The 21,322-nt window shown below is 60.0% G+C and carries 26 protein-coding genes and 3 tRNA genes; 17 read left to right on the forward strand and 12 right to left on the reverse strand.

The window, feature by feature from the left end:
* The first annotated feature begins 319 nt into the window (after positions 1–319).
* The 4 genes from BLV27_RS12655 to BLV27_RS12670 are packed head-to-tail and all read left to right on the forward strand — an operon-like array spanning position 320 to position 2,947.
* The gene (locus BLV27_RS12655) at positions 320–1,429 is read left to right on the forward strand and encodes an alkene reductase (RefSeq protein WP_092646546.1); all 1,110 of its coding nucleotides are present in this window, start codon (positions 320–322) and stop codon (positions 1,427–1,429) included.
* 26 nt (positions 1,430–1,455) lie between these two features.
* Complete coding sequence (locus tag BLV27_RS12660) at positions 1,456–2,049, forward strand: TetR/AcrR family transcriptional regulator (protein ID WP_092646548.1); 594 nt, start codon at positions 1,456–1,458, stop codon at positions 2,047–2,049.
* Between the two features lie 2 nt (positions 2,050–2,051).
* Positions 2,052–2,348, forward strand: coding sequence for a YciI family protein (locus BLV27_RS12665; protein WP_092646550.1), 297 nt, complete (start codon positions 2,052–2,054; stop codon positions 2,346–2,348).
* Positions 2,345–2,947 (forward strand): DNA-3-methyladenine glycosylase I, encoded by a 603-nt coding sequence (locus tag BLV27_RS12670; protein ID WP_092646552.1) that lies wholly within the window; start codon positions 2,345–2,347, stop codon positions 2,945–2,947. The genes BLV27_RS12665 and BLV27_RS12670 overlap by 4 nt, the downstream gene beginning before the upstream one ends.
* On the opposite strand, the gene BLV27_RS19105 is transcribed toward BLV27_RS12670, so the two are convergent.
* A complete protein-coding gene (locus BLV27_RS19105) occupies positions 2,907–3,329 on the reverse strand; it encodes a hypothetical protein (RefSeq protein WP_139176628.1) in 423 nt (140 codons plus the stop codon). The genes BLV27_RS12670 and BLV27_RS19105 overlap by 41 nt on opposite strands.
* 397 nt (positions 3,330–3,726) lie before the next feature.
* Between BLV27_RS19105 and BLV27_RS19110 the strand changes: the two genes are divergently transcribed.
* The 3 genes from BLV27_RS19110 to BLV27_RS12690 all read left to right on the forward strand — a co-directional run bounded on the left by BLV27_RS19110 (position 3,727) and on the right by BLV27_RS12690 (position 5,636).
* Positions 3,727–4,323 carry a hypothetical protein gene (locus tag BLV27_RS19110; protein WP_139176630.1) on the forward strand — a complete coding sequence of 199 codons (597 nt, stop codon included), beginning with the start codon at positions 3,727–3,729 and terminating at the stop codon, positions 4,321–4,323.
* Positions 4,324–4,990: 667 nt separating this feature from the next.
* Positions 4,991–5,521: a histidine phosphatase family protein gene (locus tag BLV27_RS12685; protein ID WP_092646557.1), complete on the forward strand. Its 531-nt coding sequence runs from the start codon at positions 4,991–4,993 to the stop codon at positions 5,519–5,521.
* 39 nt (positions 5,522–5,560) lie between these two features.
* Positions 5,561–5,636: transfer RNA gene (locus BLV27_RS12690), tRNA-Val, on the forward strand.
* A gap of 121 nt (positions 5,637–5,757) precedes the next feature.
* On the opposite strand, the gene BLV27_RS12695 is transcribed toward BLV27_RS12690, so the two are convergent.
* Positions 5,758–6,507, reverse strand: a complete 750-nt coding sequence (locus BLV27_RS12695; RefSeq protein ID WP_092646559.1) for an SDR family NAD(P)-dependent oxidoreductase — start codon at positions 6,505–6,507, stop codon at positions 5,758–5,760.
* Between the two features lie 159 nt (positions 6,508–6,666).
* Between BLV27_RS12695 and BLV27_RS12700 the strand changes: the two genes are divergently transcribed.
* Entirely contained in the window at positions 6,667–7,605 is a 939-nt protein-coding gene (locus tag BLV27_RS12700; protein ID WP_092646561.1) for a pirin family protein, read from the forward strand.
* A 120-nt stretch (positions 7,606–7,725) separates the two neighbouring features.
* Positions 7,726–7,802: transfer RNA gene (locus BLV27_RS12705), tRNA-Asp, on the forward strand.
* 82 nt (positions 7,803–7,884) lie between these two features.
* Here BLV27_RS12705 and BLV27_RS19565 read toward each other — a convergent pair.
* Entirely contained in the window at positions 7,885–8,178 is a 294-nt protein-coding gene (locus BLV27_RS19565; protein ID WP_211605511.1) for a hypothetical protein, read from the reverse strand.
* 17 nt (positions 8,179–8,195) lie between these two features.
* Positions 8,196–8,672: a class I SAM-dependent methyltransferase gene (locus tag BLV27_RS19570; protein ID WP_211605512.1), complete on the reverse strand. Its 477-nt coding sequence runs from the start codon at positions 8,670–8,672 to the stop codon at positions 8,196–8,198.
* Positions 8,673–8,730: 58 nt separating this feature from the next.
* On the opposite strand from BLV27_RS19570, the gene BLV27_RS12715 reads away from it, so the two are divergent.
* Positions 8,731–8,807 (forward strand) — tRNA-Asp (locus BLV27_RS12715).
* Between the two features lie 66 nt (positions 8,808–8,873).
* Here BLV27_RS12715 and mmsB read toward each other — a convergent pair.
* The 5 genes from mmsB to BLV27_RS12740 form a co-directional block, all read right to left on the reverse strand.
* The gene (gene mmsB, locus BLV27_RS12720; RefSeq protein ID WP_092646563.1) at positions 8,874–9,743 is read right to left on the reverse strand and encodes a 3-hydroxyisobutyrate dehydrogenase; all 870 of its coding nucleotides are present in this window, start codon (positions 9,741–9,743) and stop codon (positions 8,874–8,876) included.
* Entirely contained in the window at positions 9,740–10,771 is a 1,032-nt protein-coding gene (locus BLV27_RS12725; RefSeq protein ID WP_092646566.1) for an enoyl-CoA hydratase/isomerase family protein, read from the reverse strand. The genes mmsB and BLV27_RS12725 overlap by 4 nt, the downstream gene beginning before the upstream one ends.
* A 75-nt stretch (positions 10,772–10,846) precedes the next feature.
* Entirely contained in the window at positions 10,847–11,986 is a 1,140-nt protein-coding gene (locus BLV27_RS12730) for an acyl-CoA dehydrogenase family protein (RefSeq protein WP_092646568.1), read from the reverse strand.
* Between the two features lie 70 nt (positions 11,987–12,056).
* Positions 12,057–13,190, reverse strand: coding sequence for a carboxylate-amine ligase (locus tag BLV27_RS12735; protein WP_092646570.1), 1,134 nt, complete (start codon positions 13,188–13,190; stop codon positions 12,057–12,059).
* A gap of 88 nt (positions 13,191–13,278) precedes the next feature.
* The gene (locus BLV27_RS12740; RefSeq protein ID WP_092646572.1) at positions 13,279–13,869 is read right to left on the reverse strand and encodes a L,D-transpeptidase; all 591 of its coding nucleotides are present in this window, start codon (positions 13,867–13,869) and stop codon (positions 13,279–13,281) included.
* 205 nt (positions 13,870–14,074) lie between these two features.
* Here BLV27_RS12740 and BLV27_RS12745 point away from each other — a divergent pair, with 205 nt between their 5' ends.
* Positions 14,075–14,650, forward strand: a complete 576-nt coding sequence (locus BLV27_RS12745) for a DUF805 domain-containing protein (RefSeq protein ID WP_170831446.1) — start codon at positions 14,075–14,077, stop codon at positions 14,648–14,650.
* A gap of 201 nt (positions 14,651–14,851) precedes the next feature.
* Complete coding sequence (locus BLV27_RS12750) at positions 14,852–15,355, forward strand: VOC family protein (protein ID WP_092646576.1); 504 nt, start codon at positions 14,852–14,854, stop codon at positions 15,353–15,355.
* A 37-nt stretch (positions 15,356–15,392) separates the two neighbouring features.
* Here BLV27_RS12750 and BLV27_RS12755 read toward each other — a convergent pair whose 3' ends face one another.
* Positions 15,393–16,889 (reverse strand): CoA-acylating methylmalonate-semialdehyde dehydrogenase, encoded by a 1,497-nt coding sequence (locus BLV27_RS12755; RefSeq protein ID WP_092646578.1) that lies wholly within the window; start codon positions 16,887–16,889, stop codon positions 15,393–15,395.
* Between the two features lie 90 nt (positions 16,890–16,979).
* Here BLV27_RS12755 and BLV27_RS12760 point away from each other — a divergent pair, with 90 nt between their 5' ends.
* Both BLV27_RS12760 and BLV27_RS19375 read left to right on the forward strand, forming a co-directional pair.
* Positions 16,980–17,885 carry a LysR family transcriptional regulator gene (locus BLV27_RS12760; protein ID WP_244504655.1) on the forward strand — a complete coding sequence of 302 codons (906 nt, stop codon included), beginning with the start codon at positions 16,980–16,982 and terminating at the stop codon, positions 17,883–17,885.
* 23 nt (positions 17,886–17,908) lie between these two features.
* Positions 17,909–18,256, forward strand: coding sequence for a hypothetical protein (locus BLV27_RS19375; protein WP_092646580.1), 348 nt, complete (start codon positions 17,909–17,911; stop codon positions 18,254–18,256).
* 283 nt (positions 18,257–18,539) lie between these two features.
* Here BLV27_RS19375 and BLV27_RS19380 read toward each other — a convergent pair whose 3' ends face one another.
* Complete coding sequence (locus BLV27_RS19380; protein ID WP_170831447.1) at positions 18,540–18,707, reverse strand: hypothetical protein; 168 nt, start codon at positions 18,705–18,707, stop codon at positions 18,540–18,542.
* Positions 18,708–18,820: 113 nt separating this feature from the next.
* On the opposite strand from BLV27_RS19380, the gene BLV27_RS12770 reads away from it, so the two are divergent.
* A complete protein-coding gene (locus BLV27_RS12770; protein WP_092646582.1) occupies positions 18,821–19,255 on the forward strand; it encodes a CBS domain-containing protein in 435 nt (144 codons plus the stop codon).
* A gap of 322 nt (positions 19,256–19,577) precedes the next feature.
* A complete protein-coding gene (gene coaD / locus BLV27_RS12775) occupies positions 19,578–20,072 on the forward strand; it encodes a pantetheine-phosphate adenylyltransferase (protein ID WP_092646584.1) in 495 nt (164 codons plus the stop codon).
* A gap of 21 nt (positions 20,073–20,093) precedes the next feature.
* Here the strand turns inward: coaD and ilvN are convergent, their stop codons facing one another.
* Positions 20,094–20,657 (reverse strand): acetolactate synthase small subunit, encoded by a 564-nt coding sequence (gene ilvN / locus BLV27_RS12780; RefSeq protein WP_092646586.1) that lies wholly within the window; start codon positions 20,655–20,657, stop codon positions 20,094–20,096.
* Between the two features lie 279 nt (positions 20,658–20,936).
* On the opposite strand from ilvN, the gene BLV27_RS19385 reads away from it, so the two are divergent.
* Positions 20,937–21,317, forward strand: a complete 381-nt coding sequence (locus tag BLV27_RS19385) for an EF-hand domain-containing protein (protein ID WP_092646588.1) — start codon at positions 20,937–20,939, stop codon at positions 21,315–21,317.
* The last annotated feature ends 5 nt before the right edge of the window (positions 21,318–21,322 follow it).

A 21,322-nucleotide genomic window follows, 5' to 3' on the forward strand; every position in this document is an offset into this window, starting at 1 on the left:
TTGGGGGATTTTTGCGTTTGGGGGGCTTCTTTGGGTGCGCTTGCGGCCCAGAGCGGACCTTTGCGTTTGTAGCAGCGAAGGGCAGCTTCGAGCCCAGAAATCCGGATGCTGCTGCGTGCACGAATGGCCGCTATTCGACAAACGAGTTGGACAATACCCTTTTTGCATTTTGAGATTGCAGTCGCGTACCACTTCCAGTGCCCGCACGTTCTCACGGTAAAACTGGGCTCGTCCAAAAGAACATGCTTGACGTATTAGGGCAAGCGTCCTAAAACCGCTGTTAGGGCAAATGACCTATAAGTGCAGATAGGAAAACCAAATGACAAAAGACCTTCTCTCCCCGACCTCCTTAGGGAGCCTTAAACTTCCAAACCGAATGGTGATGGCACCTATGTCTCGCAGCAGGGCAATGGAGAGCGGCGTTCCTAGCCAGCTGATGGTTGACCACTACGGACATCGGGCGACTGCGGGGCTGATCATTTCAGAATCCGCACCAGTATCTCAACAGGGTGTCGGTTATCCAAATACACCTTGCATTTTCACCCAGCAGCAAACCGCAGGCTGGTTGCGGGTCATGAATTCAGTTCGCTCAAAAGGCGGACGCATGTTTGCACAGCTTCAACATTGCGGCCGTATTTCGCATCCATCCCATCAGGAAGAGAATGCTCTGCCGGTTGCTCCATCGGCTATCAAGCCGACTGGTTCTGCATTCACGGCCAGAGGCTACCAGGATTTTGAGACACCAAGGCAACTTGAAACATCGGAAATCGTCGATGTGGTCGATCAGTTCCGTCAGGCCGCGCAAAATGCGCTCGATGCGGGTCTAGATGGCGTCGAAGTTCATGGTGCAAATGGCTACCTGATTGATCAGTTCCTCCGAGACGGGACGAACAATCGAACAGACGCCTACGGCGGAACAATCGAAAACAGGATGCGGTTTCTTCAGGAAGTCCTTGATGCAGTTTTGGATGTTTTCCCTGCGGAGCGCGTCGGCCTGAAACTGTCCCCGGAAAACAGTTTCAACGGGATGAGCGACTCAAATCCGCAGGGTCATTTCGAGAGCGTCGTAGAAGCTATCTCAGACCGTGGTTTGGGGTATCTTCATGTGACTGAAGCCAGCATGGGTTTCACAGGCCATATTGAAGGGTCGGCAAGAAACGTAGACTACGGCAAGCTACGAAGCTTGTTTCCAGGAACGTACATTGCGAATAACGGATACAGCAAGGCTGATGCCGAATTCGCAATTCTGTCTGGTCATGCTGATTTGGTGGCGTTCGGCACACCGTTTCTTGCAAACCCCGACCTTGTAAGGCGTTTCCGCGATAATCTTCCTCTGAATACCGTCGACAAGACAACATTCTATATTGGAGGGGAAACTGGCTACAACGACTACCCCTTTGCTGACCAAAATCTGGTGTCGGCAGCCTGACTCTAATTCCCTCGAAAGGCTCCAAAATGGCAGCATCCGCGACGCGTGAAAAGATTGTCACCACGGCCGATCGGCTATTCTATGAAAGTGGCTTTGATGTCACCTCCTTTGCAAATATTGCCGAGGTCGTCGGAATCTCGCGCGGCAATTTCTACTACCACTTTAAGACAAAGGACGAGATCCTTGATGCGGTGATCGAACGTCGCATCAGGGATCGTCATGCAATGCTTGAGGGGTGGATCGGCAGCGACCAGACACCAAAGCAATGCGTCGCGAGTTTCATTCGCATCTTGATGACGAATAGCGAAAAAATTCGCTCGTATGGATGCCCGGTTGGCACCCTCTTCTTGGAACTGGCTAAATTGAAACATCCCAGCGGATCGAGTGCGCGCGCGTTGTTTGATTTGTTTCGCATCTGGCTGCGCCGTCGCTTCGAGGAGATGGGTCGGTCGGACGACGCCGACGCACTGGCCATGCACATTCTGGCGCGCAGCCAAGGCGCTGCGACATTGGCAAATGCCTACCCCGATGAGCCGTTTCTCGAAACAGAGGTCGAGCAAATGCTGGCTTGGCTCGACGCTGTCGCAGGGCGGCAAGATAAAAATGATGAAGAGGATTGACCATGTACATTATCACGATGACTCTGACGGAGCAGAAGTCAAAAGCGCCGGACTTCATGGCCGCTCATAACGACTGGATTGCCAGTGGCTTCGAAGATGGTGTGTTTCTTTTGGTTGGCAGCCTGAAGCCGCAACCGGGTGGTGTCCTTCTGACTGCAAGCATCGACCGGGCATTGTTGGAGCTACGTGTCACGGATGATCCGTTTGTGCGCGAAGGCATCGTTGTGCCGCATATCCAAGAATTCTCTCTCGGCCAAACCGACACTCGCCTGTCGTTTTTGGGAGATTGCACGGTATGACTGAATTCGTTGGGCCAGATGGGGAGCCCCGCTGCAAATGGTGTGGTGCAGCGCCTGAGTTTCTTGACTACCACGACCGCGAGTGGGGTTTTCCGGTCTCGGACGATATTCGCTTGTTTGAAAAGCTTTGTCTGGAGAGCTTTCAATCCGGGCTGAGCTGGCGAACGATCCTCAACAAGCGGGATGGGTTTCGCGCCGCATTCGATGGCTTCGATTTTCACAAGATCGCGCGCTACGATGCAAGTGACATAGATCGTCTGCTGAGCGACGAGAACATCGTACGTCACCGGGGCAAGATCACGGCGGTCATTAACAACGCAGCGCGCGCGGTGGAGATGACCGGTACAGAAGGATCACTCGCAGCCTTCTTCTGGGGTTTTGAGCCAAAGCCAGAAGAACTTGGTGCGCCACAAACGCAATCCACGAGCGAAAGTTCGATCGCGCTCGCGCGAGAACTGAAGCGTCGTGGGTGGAAATTTCTTGGGCCAACAACAGCATTTGCTTTCATGCAAGCAATGGGGCTGATTAACGATCATAGTGAAGGCTGCGCCATGCGCACTATGGCTGATGATGCGCGTCGAAAGTTTCAGCGCCCATGAACCCATCTGGCACAGCGAAGCAGTCATTGGTTAAGTTGCGGCGAACGGCAGCAAAGTCCGCAAAGCCGTCGTTCATCGCTGCTACAGCGAAAGTCCGCTCGCCGTACCGCTCCGAGCCGTCGTCGATGATCCCGTTGCCGTCCACGTCCAGTGCCAGCATCCCGTCATCGGCCGCAACCCAACCTGTAGCTTCAGCAAAGCCGTCTGCGCCGACGTCGAAGAACGCCGTAGCACCATTGACCGACGTTAGCTCGATCCCATCACCATCGAGATCTAAGACAAGCGGGGAAGTTGGCGGGTTCTCAAGAACGCTGTATAAATAATACCATAAACTATGGTTTTCCTCCTGAGTTACGAGTGTTCCGGGGAAAAATTCCTCCACGAACCTATTGGGTGAATGAAATGAGGCATTATAAGGATCCCCATCCCTATCCGGGTCTGATGGGCTCTGACGCTATTTAACTCCCAAGTAGCATTATCCAATAGGTTTCCCGTGTCAGTAACGGCTGCCCGCCATTCAGATGAATAAGGATGCTCGTTATAGATATCCATGACATCCTTTGATCCATTCACCATATCGATGAATAACTTCCTAATCGGACCAACGGCTTTATTCGGGATAGCGTCAACGAATTGAGCTACGTCATCCACATATGCATAGATCCCTTCCGTGTTTTCGAATTTAATCTTGACACCTTGCATGTAGCTTATGGCCCCTATGGGCTCGGCATGGAATAATCATATCAATCAACATCAGAGGCGTCAGGGGGGAAATATCCGTGAATTCTATACGTGTCATTTGTGTCGGCTGCCTTTTTCTAAGTGGGTTGTGGATGGTGCAGAATCAGCATGTCTATATCGGCAAGGATGTCGAAAACGGCAAAGATGTCGACAGAAATTACTCAGATATTACTGAGGAAATCTTGACCGCATTGCGGAGTGGAGGGATGTCGATATACGATAATATAACCGTAAGTATTCAGGAGTGCGGCGTAATTATTGATACAACTCATTCAGTCGAAAAGTGTGTTAATGATAGGCAGCGCGTAAGGTCGGTCTTGCAGATTGACTTGGCTACTTATGATATCAAGCGGAGGTCAGGGGATTTGCTTCCGTTTGCTATTGGTACAGCAGTTTCTGGTGCTACTGCATTAGGAAATAATTATTTTATCGAGCCCGCCGATCTACATGAGTGTCAATCGGAAATACAGTTTCCGCAACCTGGAAATACCGAAATTAACTACTACTGTGATGGGACTGTAGGTAAAGAGAAAAATAGAATTTTTTACTTTCTGTTTGCTCGTGGTCCGAACGGAGACCGAATAGAAGCTGCCCTTGAAGACGCCTCTATCCTAGGTATGTGTGGTGAGAGGTAGGGCTACTACACGAGATAATTTAAAAAATTATCGTGTTAAATCCCGATTTAAGGAAGGTGATAGCTTGATTTATAGTTTTGGCCTTCCTCTTTGGGATGAGAATTCGATTTTGCCCTTCGAATTTATAAAATCAACGTTATCTTCGCCGCGTGGGGATGGATCGTCAGTAAAGCGATCCAACTCAATAGGGTTTCATTGCTGACCGGGCGTTTGGTCAAGGAAGTCATTGGTTCGAAAGTCTTAATAATTTATCAACAGAAACCCATTCTTTCGAGAATGTGCATCGAAGGGGGCTTCGCCATCAATGCGATAGGGCGCTCCGACCATTCCGGGCCATCGTCTTGCCGCCACGCAACGCGATACCCTTCCGCCCCATCGAATTGGTCGATTTCAAACGCCCAGGAATCGGGCCCCTTCCTTCGGTGCAGTCTCAATCGGTTTCAGTTCGCTCATGTCATCGTCTCCTACGAAGTGGTTGGTGGTTCAGTGAACCTTGCGAACCGGAACTCGGCTGGATAAACAGGGAACATGCCGTGAATATGAAGTGTTCGGCTGACGAAACATCAATAGCTTGACTGATGGCCGCTTCGTTCACATCGAAGATGTCAGGGGTTCAAATCCCTTATCACCCACCACCGTTTCCATTTTTCCATTGCCTGGTCCGCCAATGCCGCCTCTCTATATTCTGCGGCACGGTGAGACCGTCTGGAACCGGTCGGGTCGCTTGCAGGGCACGCTGAATTCGCCGCTGACTGCCTTGGGGCAGGTGCAGGCAGCGCGGCAGGGCGCGATCCTACGCCGAATTGTCAGTTTGCGCTGCAATGTGCAGATTAGTCCGCAAGGTCGCGCAAGACAGACAGCGGCGCTGGCCGGGCTGACCGGGCGTATGAAGGAAGGATTGCGCGAAATCGGGCTGGGGGACTGGGAAGGTCGCCTGATCTCCGAGCTTGAGCCACCGCCGGGCGTCTTGTGGAAATTCACGGCCCCCGGTGGCGAAGATGCCGCGTCCGCCGAGGCACGGGTCGCGCATTTTCTGGCTGAATTGACCGGACCCACGATCGTTGTGACGCATGGCGTCACCTCGATTCTTCTGCGCGCGCGCACCTTGGGCACTCCTCGGTCGGGTTGGGATGCGATGGATGATCCGCAGGGCGTGGTACACTGGATCGAGAATGGTCGCGAAACATTGCTGCGCTGACTTGATGCGCCGCGCGCAGCGCGCTATGGCAGCGCTCACGGGTGGTTAGCTCAGTTGGTAGAGCGTCTCGTTTACACCGAGGATGTCGGGGGTTCGAGCCCCTCACCACCCACCATGAAGCCCGTCACGTTCGTTCCGTTTTCTTGGACTGTCACGTTCCGAATTGGGTCAACGGCAGCCCGTGTGATGGGTGAGCGGAACTCAGCATCCTCCGATCGAAGATTTGCTCCGCCGCGTCAGACCCTGAGCGACGGCAAGCCGATTCCAGACGCTTCGAATCCGCCGTCCACGGCCAACCGTTGTCCCGTGACGAAGCTCGCCTTGTCTGAACACAGCCAGACGATGGCCTCGGCGATTTCGTTTTCCGACCCATAGCGATTGAGCGGAATGGCGTCGTGATAGGCGTCGATAATGTCCTGCGTGTGAACAGCCATCGCCAGCTTGGTGCGCACCGGGCCAGGGCAGACGCAGTTGGCGCGAATGCCGTATTCGCCCAGTTCCACGGCTTGCTGTTGCGTCAGATGGGCCACACCCGCCTTGGACGTGCCGTAGGCCACGCGCAGGGTCGAGGCGCGCAAGGCGCTGATCGACGCGATATTAACGATTGCCCCGCGCGTGGCCTTCAGCGCCGGCGTAAATGCCTGCGACATTAGGAACACGCCGTCCAGATTGGTCGCCATGACTGTGCGCCACCGCTCAAAGGTCGTTCCCTCGATCGGGCCGAAGTCTGCCAATCCGGCATTGTTCACAAGCGCATCGACACGTCCCAAGGCTTCAATCGTTACGTTGACCAGCGCATCGATGCCGGTCGGGTCGCTGACATCACCCGGCAGGGCGACCGCGCCCGTCAGGCCTTCTGCGGCGCGGGCCAACTCCTCCGTGTCGTTATCGATCATCACGACCGTCCTGCCCTCGGCCAGGAACAGTTTCGTCGTCGCAAGGCCGATGCCACGTGCGGCCCCTGTTACAACTGCGGTTTTGGTCATGGTCTTTCGGCTCCTCACCTCGTTCTGTGCGACGCTAGGGTATTTGGTTATGAGAGAGAATATATGTGCGTTTAAGCGCAGAAATCGTTCGGTCATCATTATTATGTTCAAATGGGAACGATGCTACATTCTGTTTCGTACAGATAAAGGAGGCAGGATATGAGTTGGAACCCGATCCTCGATACCCACGTGCCGATTGGCGACGCCGTTGACGCGATCGAGACCGTAATCGTGCCAAGGGCCCGCGACATCGGCGGTTTCGAGGTGCGCCGGGCCCTGCCTGCGCCTCGACGCCAAATGGTTGGTCCCTTCATTTTCTTTGATCAGATGGGCCCTGCGGAATTCCTGACGGGGCAGGGAATCGACGTTCGGCCACACCCGCACATCGGGTTGGCGACGGTGACATATTTGCTCAAGGGGCGCATTCATCACCGCGATTCCCTTGGCACGGACCAGTGGATCGAACCCGGTGCGGTCAACTGGATGGTCGCCGGCAACGGCATCACCCATTCGGAACGGATGGACGGCGATTATCGCAAGACGGAGAAGTCGCTTTTCGGGATCCAGACCTGGGTGGCCTTGCCGGAAGACCAAGAGGACCGACCAGCCGATTTCATCCATGCTGCCAAATCTACGCTGCCCATGTTGGAGGCTGAAGGCAAGCAAGTCCGGCTGATCCTCGGCGATGCCTGGGGCGAGACGGCTCCGGTCGAGACGGCGAGCCGCATGTTCTACGCCGATGCCGCGTTGGAAGCGCACGCAATGATCCCGCTTCCGGACGATCACGAGGATCGGGGCGTCTATGTTCTCTCGGGTGAGGTTTCGGTGGGCGGTCAACGCTTTGAAGCGGGCCGCATGATGGTGTTTCGCCCTGGTGATGCCCTCTCGCTGAAGGCCGGGGGGCAGGGCGCGCGCATCCTGCTTTTGGGGGGGGACACCTTGGAAGGGCCGCGCCATATCTGGTGGAATTTCGTTGCATCGTCCAAGGACAAGATCGAGGCCGCCAAGGAAGCCTGGCGTGCCGGTGATTGGGCGCACGGTCGGTTCAGGCTGCCGCCGGGCGATGATGCAGAGCACATCCCGCTTCCGCCACGATGAGCTTGTCGGTCGGGGCGGGTCCGCTCACTCGTAGAAAAGGTGAAGAACGCTGCGTTTCGTCGCTTGACGCCCACCGGACCGCGCCATAGACACCCAACACGCCGGGCAGCCGGCGGATGCGCGGTTGTAGCTCAGTTGGTTAGAGTACCGGCCTGTCACGCCGGGGGTCGCGGGTTCGAGCCCCGTCAACCGCGCCACTCTCCCGATTTCAAAGCTGTGTGTTCATGGCGCATGTCGTGGGGCTTTTGCGGTGTTCCAGATGGCTCTTATTGGTCTGGGTCAACCAGCTGTCACAAAGCGATACCCGCAGTCCAGTTCGATCAGGTCTGCCAGGTGCCCGTATCGACGCGTCCAGTCCCCGCTGCGCAGGTCGTCGTTCAACTTTGTCAGTCCTTCCGACACATCGCCCAGCATTTGGAAGGGCGACATCGCAGCGCGCAGGCGGTTATCCAGATAGGCGGTGGGGCAACGCCAATACGCGGCGAGGAAGCCATCGCTGCAATCATGCGGGATAGGGGCCGGAGTCACTCTTATCGGGCCAAGCCAGGATTCCAGTTCCGCCAGCGTCGGCATTTGTCCGCGATCCGATGTCACCAGCGCAGGAACGTAATCGGCCAGCCAGAATCCCTGATACTCCGGATCATAGGTAAGAAGGACAAGCCGCCCCGGGTCACCCGGCGCATCTTCCGTATGCCTGCCACCTTGTCGGACCAATGATGGATCGTCAGCACGGCCATGGCTGCACCGAATGTGTGGTCCCTGAACGGCAGGTCTTCGGCCGCTGCCAGCATCACGCGAACGTTTGACGCGTGCCGCTGGCGTATCATTTCGACCGACGGTTCAATCGCGGTGACCTGTCGGCCCGTCGGTTCGTAACTGCCTGCACCTGCTCCGATATTCAGGACACTCCAGGCATCGCCCAATGCAGCATCGATCTGCTTCGCGATGCGAGGATCAGCGCGTCGCAGGTTGGCGTAATCGATCCCGATGGTGTTGTAGAGGACGGTCATGGAAAACGGATAGCAAAGTGTGTTGACGCCGTAACCTGTCGTTATGCGGTGTCTCACTCAAAGTCCCCGAAAGCCCATTGACCGCCCCGCGCGCCGCCGTTATCCCGCCATCAACGCGGTTGTAGCTCAGTTGGTTAGAGTACCGGCCTGTCACGCCGGGGGTCGCGGGTTCGAGCCCCGTCAACCGCGCCACTTGTCCCTTGCGGACATGCGAAAAGCCGCCCCACGGGGCGGCTTTTCGCATGGGTGGAAACCGCGTTAACGCCCGCGCGCCGCCAGGCGGGGCAGCAGGGCGCTGAAGTCCTTGCCTCGGCCGTTTTCCTCATCGACGAACTGCGCGTATTGGCGCAAGGCCTCGGTGCCCAGCGGCGTGGGGCTGTCGACGGCCTCGGCGGCTTGTAGGGCAAGGCCGAGGTCCTTCTGCATAAGCTCGGCGGCGAACCCTGGCTTGTAGTCATTGTCCGACGGCGACTGTGGCCCGACGCCCGGCGCGGGGCAGTAGGTCGTCAGAGACCAAGACTGGCCCGAGGACGTTGAGGCGACATCGTACATCGCCTGCCGATCCAGGCCCAGTTTGTCGGCCAGCGCAAAGGCCTCGCAGGTTACCGCCATCGTCGCGCCCAGGATCATGTTGTTGCAGATCTTTGCCGCCTGTCCGTTCCCCGAGGGACCGCAATGAACAGTCCGCCCGCCCATGACCTCGAAGAGCGGCATGGCGCGGGCCAGCGCATCCTCGGACCCGCCCACCATAAAGGTCAACGTCCCGGCGGCGGCCCCGCCGATACCGCCCGAAACCGGCGCATCCAGCGCGCTGCACCCGCTCTCGGCCGCCATTTCCGCCACGGCGCGCGCGCTGTCCACGTCGACAGTCGAGCAATCGAGCAGGATGGCACCGGGGTCCATGGCCGGGATAACTTCGGCCGCGACGGAGCGCAGGATCGCACCATTGGGTAGCATTGTGATGACTACCTCGGCCCCCTTGGCGGCGGCGGCACTGCTCTCGGCCATGGTCACGCCCTCGGGCGCGGGGGCGGCCATGTCATAGCCGGTGACGGTGTGGCCCGCACCGGCCAGATTCGCGGCCATCGGGCCGCCCATGTTTCCAAGTCCGATGAACGAGATCTTCATTTCGGGGCCTCCAGGTTCAGGGGGAAGGGGCGCAGCATCGCGGAAACATCCGCCAGCGGCACGTCTTTCGGGCCGGGGTGCGCCCACTTGGGCTGCCGGTCCTTGTCGATGATCTGGGCGCGGATGCCCTCAATGAAGTCGCCCTTTTCGCTGGCGCGGGCGGTGAAGCGGTATTCCAGGCCCATCGCCTGTTCGATTGTCGGGTCGTCGCCCAGACGATGCAAAATCTCGACGCAGGCGGCCATGGAGAGGGGCGAATTGCGGGCCAGCGCCTTGCGCGCGTCTTGCGCCAGGGGACTGTTCGAGGTGTCCAGTGCGCGGGCGATGTCGGCCAGCGTCTCACCGGAGAAGAGCGCGTCTATCTCTTCCTGCCGGTCCGAAAAGGACGACGCGGGTGCCACGGTGGCAGCGGCGTCGACCGCGTTGACGTCGCCGGTTTCGCAAAGCTCGGCCTTCAACGCGTCCCAGTCTTCGGGGATGTAGTAATCCGCGAACCCCGCATAAATCGCGTCGCCAGCATCCATCCGGGCCCCCGTGATGCCTAGATATTCGCCCAATCGCCCCGGTGCACGTGCCAGCAGAAGCGACCCGCCCACGTCGGGTACAAGCCCGATGCCACATTCGGGCATTGCGATGCGGCTGCTGTCGTCGACGACGCGGTGCGACCCATGGCACCCGACCCCCACTCCGCCGCCCATTGTAAAGCCGTGAAGGAAGGCAACGACAGGTTTCGGAAAGTGGAACAGCAATGCGTTCATGCGATATTCATCTGCCCAGAAGCGCTGGCCGTATTCCCACCGTTGCTCCTTACCCGCTGTGTGCATCGCCTGGATGTCGCCGCCCGCGCAAAAGGCCCGCCCCGGCGCGCCGTCGATCAAAACTACATGAACGTCGTCATCCAATTCCCAGATTCGCAGAGCTTTTTCGATTTCAAGGCACATGTCCCAAGACAGCGCGTTTAGAACATCGGGCCGGTTCAGCGTCATGCGCCCGGCACGTCCTTCGGTGCGGATCAGGATGTCAGTCATGGCTTTCCTCTTGCCGGAAATATCCCGGGGAGCGCGAGGGGCTGGCCCCTCGTTGCCGCCCGTAATGTCAGGGTCTCATGCCCGCAGCATATCGCGTGCGACGATCATGCGCATGATCTCGTTGGTACCTTCCAAGATCTGGTGCACCCGCAGGTCGCGGACCAGTTTCTCGATCCCGTAGTCAGCAAGGTAGCCATAACCGCCATGAAGTTGCAGGCATTGATCGACGGTGCGGCTGCCGACTTCTGTAACCATCTTCTTGGCCATGGCGCAGAATTTGGTGGCGTCGTGGGCCCCGGTGTCGAGCTTCCATGCCGCTTGGCGCAGGAAGGTGCGTGCCGCCTGAAGCTCGATTTCCATATCCGCCAGACGAAATTGGAGGGCCTGGAATTCGGCGATCGGCTTTCCGAAAGCCTTGCGCTCGCGCATGTAATCGAGGGTCATGTCCAGCGCCTGTTGCGCGGCCCCAAGGCTACAGGCGGCGATGTTCAGCCGACCGCCATCGAGGCCCATCATCGCGTATGTGAACCCATGCCCCTCATCGCCCAGCAAATCTCCCGCATCCACGGGGCAGTCGTCCAACTGCACCTGCCGTGTCGGTTGGGAGCGCCAGCCCATCTTGTCTTCCAGTCCGCCGAACGACAGGCCTTCCGCTCCGTCTTCGACGATCAGGGCGCTCACGCCCTTCGGGCCATCCTCGCCCGTTCGGGCCATGACGATATACGCATCGGAGTACCCCCCGCCAGAGATGAACGCCTTGGTGCCGGTCAGGCGGTATCCGTCGTTTGTGCGTTCGGCTCTCGTTTTCAGGGCCGCTGCATCCGACCCGCTGCCCGGTTCGGTCAGGCAATAGCTGAAGACCTTTTCCATTGTGACGGCGTCGGGCAAATACCGCGCCTTCAGGTCGTCGGAGCCGAAGGTGTCGATCATCTTGGCGCACATGTTGTGGATTGACAGGAAGGCTGCCACGGACGGGCATGCCATCGACAGCGCTTCGAACACCAGCGTCGCGTCGAGGCGGGAAAGGTCAGAGCCGCCCCGATCTTCCGAAACGTAGAGCGCACCGAACCCCAGCTGTGCCAGCTTGGGCCAGAGCTCTTTGGGGATGGTGCCCTGCAATTCCCATTCACGGGCATTGGGTGCGATTTCGGCCATACCTACGTCGCGGGCCATGTCGAAGATCGCTTCGGATTCCTCGGATAGTGCGAAGTCCATGCAAGACCCTCCCGTGTCTTAATCGAACGCCTGTTCAATTATGGGCCGCGTAGCTGCCGGTGGCAAGCTGTCACAGATCGGCGGTGAACTCGCGGGCAAGGTGACGGACCACAGCCCGCATCGCTTCGGTTCGGTCGGCTCCGTCTTGCAACGCGCGGTCGCGGATCGCGCGTTGTTGCGCCGCCGCGGTACCCCGTTTGACGATCTGGGTCGTGCGGGCGACTTCCGTTGTGGCACCCAAGTGTGCGGCATCCTGGGCTACAAGGGCGATAAGGTCGTCCATGGCGTCGCTTACGGGGCGGATTCGCCGCGTTTCCATGTCGATCAGCCCTTCGCGCAGGCCGAACCGCTGCGCACGCCAGCGGTTCTCCTGCGTCAGAAACAGGTCGTCGTTCGTTGGCGCGCCGCCCCCCGTCCGCCAGAGCATCCGCAGCAGCGACTGAACCAGCGCGACCAGGGTCAATGTATCTTCCAACCGGGGGCAGACGTCGCAGATTCGCGTCTCCAGCGTCGGATAGGCTTCGGACGGGCGCAGATCCCACCAGATCTTGGAGGCATCCTCGATCACCCCCATGTCGGTCAGCATGGCAACCTTGCGCCGCCAGTCGGCCCAATCGTCAAGGTGCGGCGGAAGGCCGGTGCGCGGCATGTTGTCGAACACACTTAACCGGTAGGATGACAGCCCGGTGTCCGCGCCCGACCAAAACGGGGAGGAGGCGGACAGGGCCAGAAGGTGTGGCAGGTAGACGGTCAAGCGGTTGCAAAGGTCGATACGCGTGTCGCGGTCGGCGATGCCCACATGGACGTGCATCCCGCAGATCAGCATCCGGTGGGCCACCCCGCGCAGATCACGCTCCAGATCGCGGTAGCGGTCCTTGTCGGTAAAGCTCTGGTCTCTCCAATCCGAAAACGGGTGGCAGGAGGCTGCGATCGGTTTCAGGCCGTGTTCATCCGCGATGCCTGCAACGGTGCGGCGCAAGTGCGACAGGTCTGATCGTGCTTCGGCGATGTTGGCGCAAACGCCGGTGCCGACCTCAATCTGGCATTGAAGGAATTCAGGACTGACCTGATCGCCCAGAACGTCGCGACAGGCCTTCATCAGGGCATCGGGTGCGCGGACCAGCGCGCCGGTCTGCGCATCGGTGAGCAGGTATTCCTCCTCGATCCCGATGGTGAAATCCGGGCTATCCCGCTTAATCGACATAAAAACCTCCGCTAAGGAAGCGTAGCGGAGGGGCAATGGCGTTCAAGCGTATTCGTTGGGTTGGCGGGGCCAATGCGACCCGTGATGCTCAGATCAGGCGGACTTGGGTACCGACGGCCGTGAGTGAAAACAGCTCGGCAATCTTTTCGTTGTAGAGGCCGATGCAGCCGGACGAAGATCGACGCCCGATCTTCCGCGTGTCGTGTGTGCCATGGATCAGGTAGGCGGGCCAGTCGAGGTAAAGCGCGTGGGTGCCGAGCGGGTTGCCCGGCTCGCCGCCTTCCATTCGGATCGGCAATTCCGGATTCCGCTCCCGCATGTTGGTGGTCGGGGTCCAGCTGGGCCCGACTTTCTTGCGGACGATCTCGGAATAACCGCGGCGGGTCAGCTCATCTGTCATCGGAACTGACGTTGGGTAGAGCCGGTAGTCAGTACCCGTTGCATCCCAGTAGTGCAGCGCACGGGACGTCGTGTCGGCGATGATCGTGCCGACGCCCAGCGTCTCGAAGTGGTCTCGCCAGTCGATCCGCTCGAAGCTGGAGATGTTGCGTCGGGTCTCGCTCGGGCCGGTTACGCCGCCGAACGACTCGGCTGTGTATTCCTGCGCGCGCAGGATGGAAGGGGTTGCCAATGTCGCGGCCGCTCCAAGAAGCAGACGGCGGCGGGTATGATCACTCATGTCATGATCTCCTAATGCGTTTGGTAAGAAGTACCAAAGTCCGATTGGTCAGGAAAGGGGGCGGTATTCACAATCGCGCCACCCTATGTTCCCGGCGGCAAATTGCAGCCGATAAAATTTGAGGGGAATTTTCCGATGTCGGCCTGATCCGCGCCCGCGCATTGCCCGATTTCGCCAGCAGTTGGTAGATACGGGCATCATGGGAATGGACGATACAATGGGACCGATTTCGGCGACAATTCACTGCATGTTCAATCCGTTCCGGTTTCGTGGCCGCGCGACGCGCAGTGAGTTTTGGTGGTTTACACTATTTTATGTGGTGTTGTCCTTTGCCGCGTCGATCTGGATGATGCTCCCTTTCCTTGGGATGGTCGCCGAAATCGGGGTTCGCGGCGCTGGAGGCGATCTGAGCACGATGTTGGAGACGGAGTTCATCGCGCCGCGCATGGATGGTTTCAATGCCAAACTGTGGTGGGCATCGCTGGCGCTCCTGTGGCCAATGTTCGCACATCTTTCAGTGATGGTGCGCCGATTGCACGACACAGATCGAAGCGGCTGGTGGTTCTGGGTTTCTGTGATTCCCATCGTCGGATACATCATCCTTCTGATCCTGATGGTGATCGACAGCGACAGGGGGCGCAACTCCTTTGGTCCGCCGCCCAAGGGCAAGGCACCGCAGGTGGTCAAGCGCGGCCTGCCGGAGGAGCCGGAAGACCCACTTCACGCCGTCAGCGGATCGGAGGCCCTCCGCGCCCTGCGACAGTCACGGATGCAGGTCTAAGCGGTGCGCGCGATCTGAACGGGTAGCGGCTGCCTCGCCGAAAGTCGTTTCGCCTCTCTCACGTGCCGTTCCCGGGTTTATGACCGGACGTGACGCAGCGCACTCGTTGCGCACAGGCCGGTCGATCGGATGGACTGCCGTGACAACGGGAGTGAACTTGACGTAAGGTCACCGCATCGCTTTGACCTTACGAGGATACCCATGACAGCGGAAACTCTTGCGAGCGACAGTGCGCCGGTTCTTGGCCATGTGCATCTTCGCGTATCCGACCTGAACCGCGCGATTGCGTTCTACCGCGATGTTGTTGGGCTAGACCTGATGACGCTCTATGGCACGCAGGCCGCCTTCCTGTCGTCGCAGGGCTATCACCATTATCTGGGCCTCAACACATGGGACAGCGCGGGCGGTGCCGCGCCCGACAAGCGGCGGGCAGGCCTATATCATTCGGCATGGCTTTATCCTGACCGCGCCACTCTGGCGCAGGCGGTGCGGCGGGCGCTGGCGGCGGGGCACGTCCTGACCGGAAAAGCCGATCACGGGGTCAGCGAGGCGGTGTATCTCGACGATCCCGACGGCAACGGGGTCGAACTTTACCGTGATCGCGCGACGACGGACTGGCCGCGCGACGCAGATGGAAAGATCCTCGTCTCGAATACGCCGCTCGACCTCGACGCGCTTTTGTCGGAAGCGCCGCCCGAAACCTGACCCCTGCGCGGCGCGATGGCCGCGCAGGGGTGGTGGGTCACTCCATTACGGGAATGGAGAATTCGCCGCCTTCCTTGATGCCCGAGGGCCAGCGCGCGGTGACCGTCTTGGTGCGAGTGTAGAACTTGAAGGCGTCTGGGCCGTGCTGGTTCAAATCGCCGAACATCGATTTCTTCCAGCCCCCGAAGGTGTGGTAGGCCAGCGGAACCGGGATCGGCACGTTCACACCGACCATACCGACGTTCACACGCTTGGCGAAGTCACGGGCGGCGTCGCCGTCGCGCGTGAAAATCGCGGTGCCGTTGCCGTACTCATGGTCCATGGCAAGGCCGAGTGCGTCTTCGTAGGTCTGCGCGCGCACGCACGACAGGACCGGGCCGAAAATCTCTTTGGTGTAGATATCCATGTCCTTGGTGACGTGGTCAAAGAGGACCGGGCCGACGAAAAATCCATCTTCGTAGCCCTGTACCGACATCTGGCTGCCATCGACGACGGCCGTGGCACCCGCGTCCTTACCCGACTGGATCAGACCAAGGATGTTCTGCTTGGCCGCTGCCGTGACCACTGGACCGAAATCCACGTCCTTGCCCGAAGAATAGGGGCCGACCTTGAGCGCCTCGACCTTGGGGGCAAGGGCGGAAATCAGGCGGTCGGCGGTCTCGTCTCCGACGGGCACGGCCACAGAAATCGCCATGCAGCGTTCCCCCGCCGCGCCGTAGCCCGCGCCGACCAGCGCATCGGCAGCCTGCTCCATGTCGGCGTCCGGCATGATGATCATGTGGTTCTTGGCCCCGCCGAAACACTGCGCGCGCTTGCCGGTCGCGCTGGCCCGCTCGTAGATATACGCCGCGATCGGGGTCGAGCCGACGAAGCCGACCGACTGGATCACCGGGTGGTCGAGAATCGCGTCGACCACTTCCTTGTCGCCGTTCACGACCTGCAGGATGCCCTTGGGAAGACCGGCTTCCTCCAACAGTTTCACCAACATCATCGGGACCGAGGGATCACGCTCGGACGGCTTTAGGATGAAAGCGTTGCCGCAGGCGATCGCAGGCGCGAACATCCACATCGGGATCATGGCCGGGAAGTTAAATGGCGTGATGCCCGCCGTGACGCCAAGGGCCTGACGCATGGAGTACATGTCGATGCCGGGACCGGCGGAATCAGTGAATTCGCCCTTCAGGTGATGCGGGGCACCGATGCAGAACTCCACGACCTCCAGGCCGCGCTGCACGTCCCCGGCCGCGTCGGGCAGGGTCTTGCCGTGCTCGCGCGACAGCGCCTCGGCCAGCTTGCCCATGTCGCGGTTCAGAAGGTCCACGAATTTCATCAGCACGCGGGCGCGCCGCTGGGGATTGGTTTTTTCCCAAGCGGGTTGGGCGGCGGCGGCGATTTCCACTGCGCGGTCCAGTTCGGATGCGGAGGCCAGCGACAGTTTGGCCTGCACCTCGCCCGTGGCCGGGTTGAAGACGTCCGCGGTACGTCCCGATCCGGCAACGTGGCTGCCGTCGATCCAATGTCCGATGTTTTCCATGAGAACCTCCTTGAGTTGGGCGGACAATAGCGCTCCTGCTCTTGCCGCGACAGGGGCAGGCGGGCAGGGTGATCTTGCAGAAATGTTGGCATGGAGTGGGAAGTGGACTGGGATGACCTGCGGATTTTCCTTGGCGTTGCGCGCGGTGGATCGCTGGCCGAGGCGGGGAAGGGCCTGCGTTTGGATCCCGCGACGCTCAGCCGCAGGATCGCCCGACTTGAGGCGCAGGCCGGGGCCGTGCTGTTCCTGAAGTCACCGCGTGGCTATGCGCTGACCGAAGCGGGACATCGCTTGCTGCCCCATGCCGAGGGAATGGAGGCGCGGGCGCGGGCAGGCGTCGCGGCGTTAGCCGGTGATGACAGCCTGCGGGGCCGTGTGCGCATCGGTGCGCCCGACGGGGTGGCAAACCACGTTCTGCCTGCGGTCCTGACACGTATCCGCGCGTCGAACCCGGACCTTGGCCTGGACCTCGTGGCTCTGCCGCGCGTGTTCGACTTGGGCCGCCGGGAGGCGGACCTTGCCATCACCGTCAGCGCACCAAAGGCCGGACGACTGCGGGTGCGGCGGCTTTGCGATTATCACCTGAGCCTAGCCGCGCACCGTGATTACCTTGCCAAATCTGCAATCGTGAAATCGCGCGCAGACCTTAAGGATCACGCGATCGTTGGCTATATCCCGGACATGATCTTCGACGCCGACCTCGATTATCTGGGTGAGGTGGGGGCTGTCGCACCGGGCCTCGCCTCCAATTCGGCTGCCGTGCAACTGGGGCTGATCCGGGCGGGCGGCGGCATCGGCGTGGTGCATGACTTCATGCTGGCGGGCGCGCCCGACCTCATCCGCGTACTGCCGGGCGACGTCCGTCTTACCCGCGCATTTCACCTCAGCCGTCATTCGGACGCGGGCGGGCCGCTGATCACGCGCGCCGCTGACCTGTTGGCTGAAGGGGTGCGCGCCGAAGTGGCCCGACTAGAGGCGGCGGCAACGGAATCCTAACCTTTCGGGCGCAGACATACGGTATGACGCGCGCGCTTTTTCTGATCCTGATGCTGCCCGGTTGTGCCTGGTTTCAGCCGGAACCTGAGGTAATCCGCTTCGGTCCGCGTTGCGTGGATTACGTGGCCCTGTCGCAGGCGGTGGTCGACGGACGCTGGCGCGGGCAATCACGGATGGAGCAGCGTTTGCTGGTGAACGATGCCGAACCTTATGCCGCCGTCCACCGGGCGATGGTCGAAAGCGTCTACGACTGGCCGCGCCCCACGACGCCCGGCGATTGGCTGATCCTGTCCGCGACCACGGCACAGGCAGCGGAGGCGCGATGCATCAATCGCCCGGCACAGGCTTTGCAAGGGCGGCTCATCCCGTGACGGCGGCGCGCGGCGCTCAGCAACAGGGCCACACGTGGCGGGATCAGGTCGTCGCTAGAATCGCAGCCGGGATATTTCAGAGTCGGGCCGGACCCGCCCCTAGGAGGAGCATCGCCGCAGGGCGATCGTGGCCGAAAGGGCCGAAATCCTCCGAGGCGCGCTCGGGGCGGGCCTCGACCCCCGTGAAGGCCAGCCGCAACCTGACTGATGGCGTGCTGGCAAGTCCGATCGGCACCTAGGCGACGCCGCGCGGGATGCCCGGTTCGTTGTGCAGCGCGAAAGCTCAATCTTGGGGGCAGGCCGGCAAGATCGCGTCCGCGCCAATGGTGGTGAGAGCCTGCGAGATGCGAGTGCCAGTGCGGCATTCGTCTCCCGATACTTCGGGGTGCGCGTGAAATTTCCGGCGCAGCCCACCCAGAACGGCAAGATCGGAATTGGTCAATTGGTCCATTCGCAACACCTGCCGGAAAGCCACATGAGTGTCGCTTGGTTACGGAATTTCTTGACTCGAGGGGGCTTGCGGGACGACCTTTTGAGGACGGCAGCGATCAAGGGAGGTCTATCATGTTCGTCACACAGATACTTAAATCCAAGCAGACGCAGGGTGTCCTTACAATCGATCCAGCCGCCAGTATCGCCGACGCGGTGGCCGAATTGGCCGCACGTCGCATCGGTGCGTTGGTCGTCAGCGGTGACGGACGTCGCGCGCAGGGCATCTTGTCGGAACGCGATATTGTACGGGAATTGGGGCGTGACGGCGCGGATATCCTGACACGCACCGTCGGTGATATGATGACGCGCGATCTGAAGACCTGCGCACCGGGCGATGACGCCCAAGCTATTTTGGAGGCCATGACCGAAGGCCGCTTCCGTCACATGCCGGTCGAAGAAGACGGGCTGCTGATCGGGATGATTTCCCTTGGTGACGTGGTCAAGGCCCGGTTGAGCGAGGTTTCGATGGAAAAGGACGCGTTGCAAGCCATGATAACCGGGTTTTGACGACGCGCCCGACCTGTTCGGTGCGCTGCATCTCGTAGGGTAATGAAAGCCGCGGAACGGTGCGAAGCCTCTGTGACCAATCCTGTGCTGCGCGCTGCGGCGACCCCCGGTTTGCTTGCCTTGGGTGATCTGGCGAAACCTTACCGCCGCCAAACGCGTTCGAAGATGCAACCGGGTCGGCTGTGCCCCTGCGGAATGTCGGTCATCGCGCGCTTTTCGTCAGGAGCAGGAGCCGCGGGCAAGACGCGGACTTACGCAGCGCGCTTGAACCCCGGCGCGGGCCGTGGCAGTCGTGGCGCAACTTTCTTGCGGGAGGCGTTCTATGCGCACGGCCCTTTACCCCGGCACCTTTGATCCGATCACAAAGGGCCATATCGACATCATCAAGCGGGCCTGCACGCTGGTCGACAAGCTGGTTATCGGTGTCGCCATCAACCGGGACAAAGGTCCCTTGTTCGACTTGGAGGAGCGGGTGGCCATGGTGGAGGCCGAATGCGCCTTCTGGTCTGAACGGACCGGCACCGAGATCGTGGCCCATCCGTTCGAGAATCTGCTGATTGACTGTGCGCAAGACGTCGGTGCGCAGATGATCATCCGTGGCCTGCGCGCGGTGGCCGATTTCGAGTACGAATACCAGATGGTCGGAATGAACCGTGTTCTGAACAATCAGATAGAAACAGTCTTCCTGATGGCCGAAGCCCAGCATCAGGCGATCGCGTCCAAATTGGTCAAGGAAATCGCTCGGCTAGGGGGGGATGTGTCTTCCTTCGTGACGCCGCCGGTGAACGCGGCACTCAGGGCGCGGTTTGATTCCTGAGGTGCTGCGGGGGAATTGAGGTCACTCCGATCCGCGCGAAAGGGCGGCGACGCCGGTGCGCGCCATCTCGATCAGACCAATTGGACGCATCAGTTCGGCGAAGGCCTCGATTTTGCCGACGTCGCCGGTGATCTCGAAGACGAAGCTGTCCAGCGTCGAGTCCACAACGTTGGCGCGGAAAATCTCGGCTAGGCGCAGGGCCTCGATCCGCTTGTCCCCGGTTCCTGCGACCTTGAAGAGCGCCAGTTCGCGTTCCACTGGTTTGCCTTCGACTGTCAGGTCGTGGACGTCGCGGACCGATACGATCCGGCCCAACTGCGCCTTGATCTGTTCGATCACTTGCGGCGTGCCGACGGTGACGACCGTAATGCGCGAGGTGTGCCCCTCGTGGTCGACTTCGGCGACTGTCAGGCTTTCGATATTGTAGCCCCGACCAGAAAAAAGGCCGATCACACGCGCAAGAACGCCCGCTTCGTTTTCGACCAGAACGGCCAGAGTGTGCCGTTCCTGAACGTCCGAGAAATTCGGGCGCAGGTTGTAGGCGGAATGGCTTGTAGAGCCCTTCTTGAGTTTCAGCGCGGACATCCGTCCCTCCCCAATACAGTTGCCCCGTTCTGACGTGTTTTGCGCGCGATGGAAAGCATCGGCAACAAGGTGCGCACATCGGCGACCTCTGGCCGGTGCAAGCCGGGGGGACGGCGATCCGCCGATCTTTCGGCGCGGATTTGCCGGTCGCTCGGCGGAGGCAATCCGGAACGGCAGAAACGGGTCGCTGGCGCTGGTCCCGAAGCGTTCTCCCGGTCAGGCAGGGGCTCCGTAGTGCCGACGGTGGCCGCGCGGAGCAGACCTATGAAAGGAGAGTCCATGATACGATCGGCCCTGGTGTTCGCTGCCTTGACGGTTGCCACCGCGACCTTCGCTACGGCGCAGGCCAATTGGGACTTGGACGCCGATGCGCGGCTGAACCCCGATGAATTCTTCGATGGTTTCGGCAAATTAGGGACGTTTCGCATCTTTGACCGGAACGGTGACGCTATGCTGGATGCGTCCGAGTGGCAGAATGGCCCCTGGTTTGTGGGTGAGTACGTCAACATGGATCTGAACGCCGATGGCGGCGTGGACGAGTTGGAGTTCAACGCGTTGTTGTTCAACCGCTATGACGACAACGGATCGGGCAGGATCGAACCGGCAGAGATCGCAAGGGTCAAAGCGGACCTAGCGAAAGACGGGCTGCTGGCGCATTAGCGTCA

Source organism: Jannaschia faecimaris (genome assembly GCF_900107415.1).
In the GTDB taxonomy this organism is placed as follows: domain Bacteria; phylum Pseudomonadota; class Alphaproteobacteria; order Rhodobacterales; family Rhodobacteraceae; genus Jannaschia; species Jannaschia faecimaris.

Bases quoted from the DNA above. Each gene is read 5' to 3' on its own strand.
- BLV27_RS12655 (WP_092646546.1), top strand. From the start codon at position 320: ATGACAAAAGACCTTCTCTCCCCGACCTCCTTAGGGAGCCTTAAACTT.
- BLV27_RS12660 (WP_092646548.1), top strand. From the start codon at position 1,456: ATGGCAGCATCCGCGACGCGTGAAAAGATTGTCACCACGGCCGATCGG.
- BLV27_RS12665 (WP_092646550.1), top strand. From the start codon at position 2,052: ATGTACATTATCACGATGACTCTGACGGAGCAGAAGTCAAAAGCGCCG.
- BLV27_RS12670 (WP_092646552.1), top strand. From the start codon at position 2,345: ATGACTGAATTCGTTGGGCCAGATGGGGAGCCCCGCTGCAAATGGTGT.
- BLV27_RS12685 (WP_092646557.1), top strand. From the start codon at position 4,991: ATGCCGCCTCTCTATATTCTGCGGCACGGTGAGACCGTCTGGAACCGG.
- BLV27_RS12695 (WP_092646559.1), bottom strand. From the start codon at position 6,507: ATGACCAAAACCGCAGTTGTAACAGGGGCCGCACGTGGCATCGGCCTT.
- BLV27_RS12700 (WP_092646561.1), top strand. From the start codon at position 6,667: ATGAGTTGGAACCCGATCCTCGATACCCACGTGCCGATTGGCGACGCC.
- BLV27_RS19565 (WP_211605511.1), bottom strand. From the start codon at position 8,178: ATGCCGACGCTGGCGGAACTGGAATCCTGGCTTGGCCCGATAAGAGTG.
- mmsB (WP_092646563.1), bottom strand. From the start codon at position 9,743: ATGAAGATCTCGTTCATCGGACTTGGAAACATGGGCGGCCCGATGGCC.
- BLV27_RS12725 (WP_092646566.1), bottom strand. From the start codon at position 10,771: ATGACTGACATCCTGATCCGCACCGAAGGACGTGCCGGGCGCATGACG.
- BLV27_RS12730 (WP_092646568.1), bottom strand. From the start codon at position 11,986: ATGGACTTCGCACTATCCGAGGAATCCGAAGCGATCTTCGACATGGCC.
- BLV27_RS12735 (WP_092646570.1), bottom strand. From the start codon at position 13,190: ATGTCGATTAAGCGGGATAGCCCGGATTTCACCATCGGGATCGAGGAG.
- BLV27_RS12740 (WP_092646572.1), bottom strand. From the start codon at position 13,869: ATGAGTGATCATACCCGCCGCCGTCTGCTTCTTGGAGCGGCCGCGACA.
- BLV27_RS12745 (WP_170831446.1), top strand. From the start codon at position 14,075: ATGGACGATACAATGGGACCGATTTCGGCGACAATTCACTGCATGTTC.
- BLV27_RS12750 (WP_092646576.1), top strand. From the start codon at position 14,852: ATGACAGCGGAAACTCTTGCGAGCGACAGTGCGCCGGTTCTTGGCCAT.
- BLV27_RS12755 (WP_092646578.1), bottom strand. From the start codon at position 16,889: ATGGAAAACATCGGACATTGGATCGACGGCAGCCACGTTGCCGGATCG.
- BLV27_RS12760 (WP_244504655.1), top strand. From the start codon at position 16,980: ATGGAGTGGGAAGTGGACTGGGATGACCTGCGGATTTTCCTTGGCGTT.
- BLV27_RS19375 (WP_092646580.1), top strand. From the start codon at position 17,909: ATGACGCGCGCGCTTTTTCTGATCCTGATGCTGCCCGGTTGTGCCTGG.
- BLV27_RS19380 (WP_170831447.1), bottom strand. From the start codon at position 18,707: ATGGACCAATTGACCAATTCCGATCTTGCCGTTCTGGGTGGGCTGCGC.
- BLV27_RS12770 (WP_092646582.1), top strand. From the start codon at position 18,821: ATGTTCGTCACACAGATACTTAAATCCAAGCAGACGCAGGGTGTCCTT.
- coaD (WP_092646584.1), top strand. From the start codon at position 19,578: ATGCGCACGGCCCTTTACCCCGGCACCTTTGATCCGATCACAAAGGGC.
- ilvN (WP_092646586.1), bottom strand. From the start codon at position 20,657: ATGTCCGCGCTGAAACTCAAGAAGGGCTCTACAAGCCATTCCGCCTAC.
- BLV27_RS19385 (WP_092646588.1), top strand. From the start codon at position 20,937: ATGATACGATCGGCCCTGGTGTTCGCTGCCTTGACGGTTGCCACCGCG.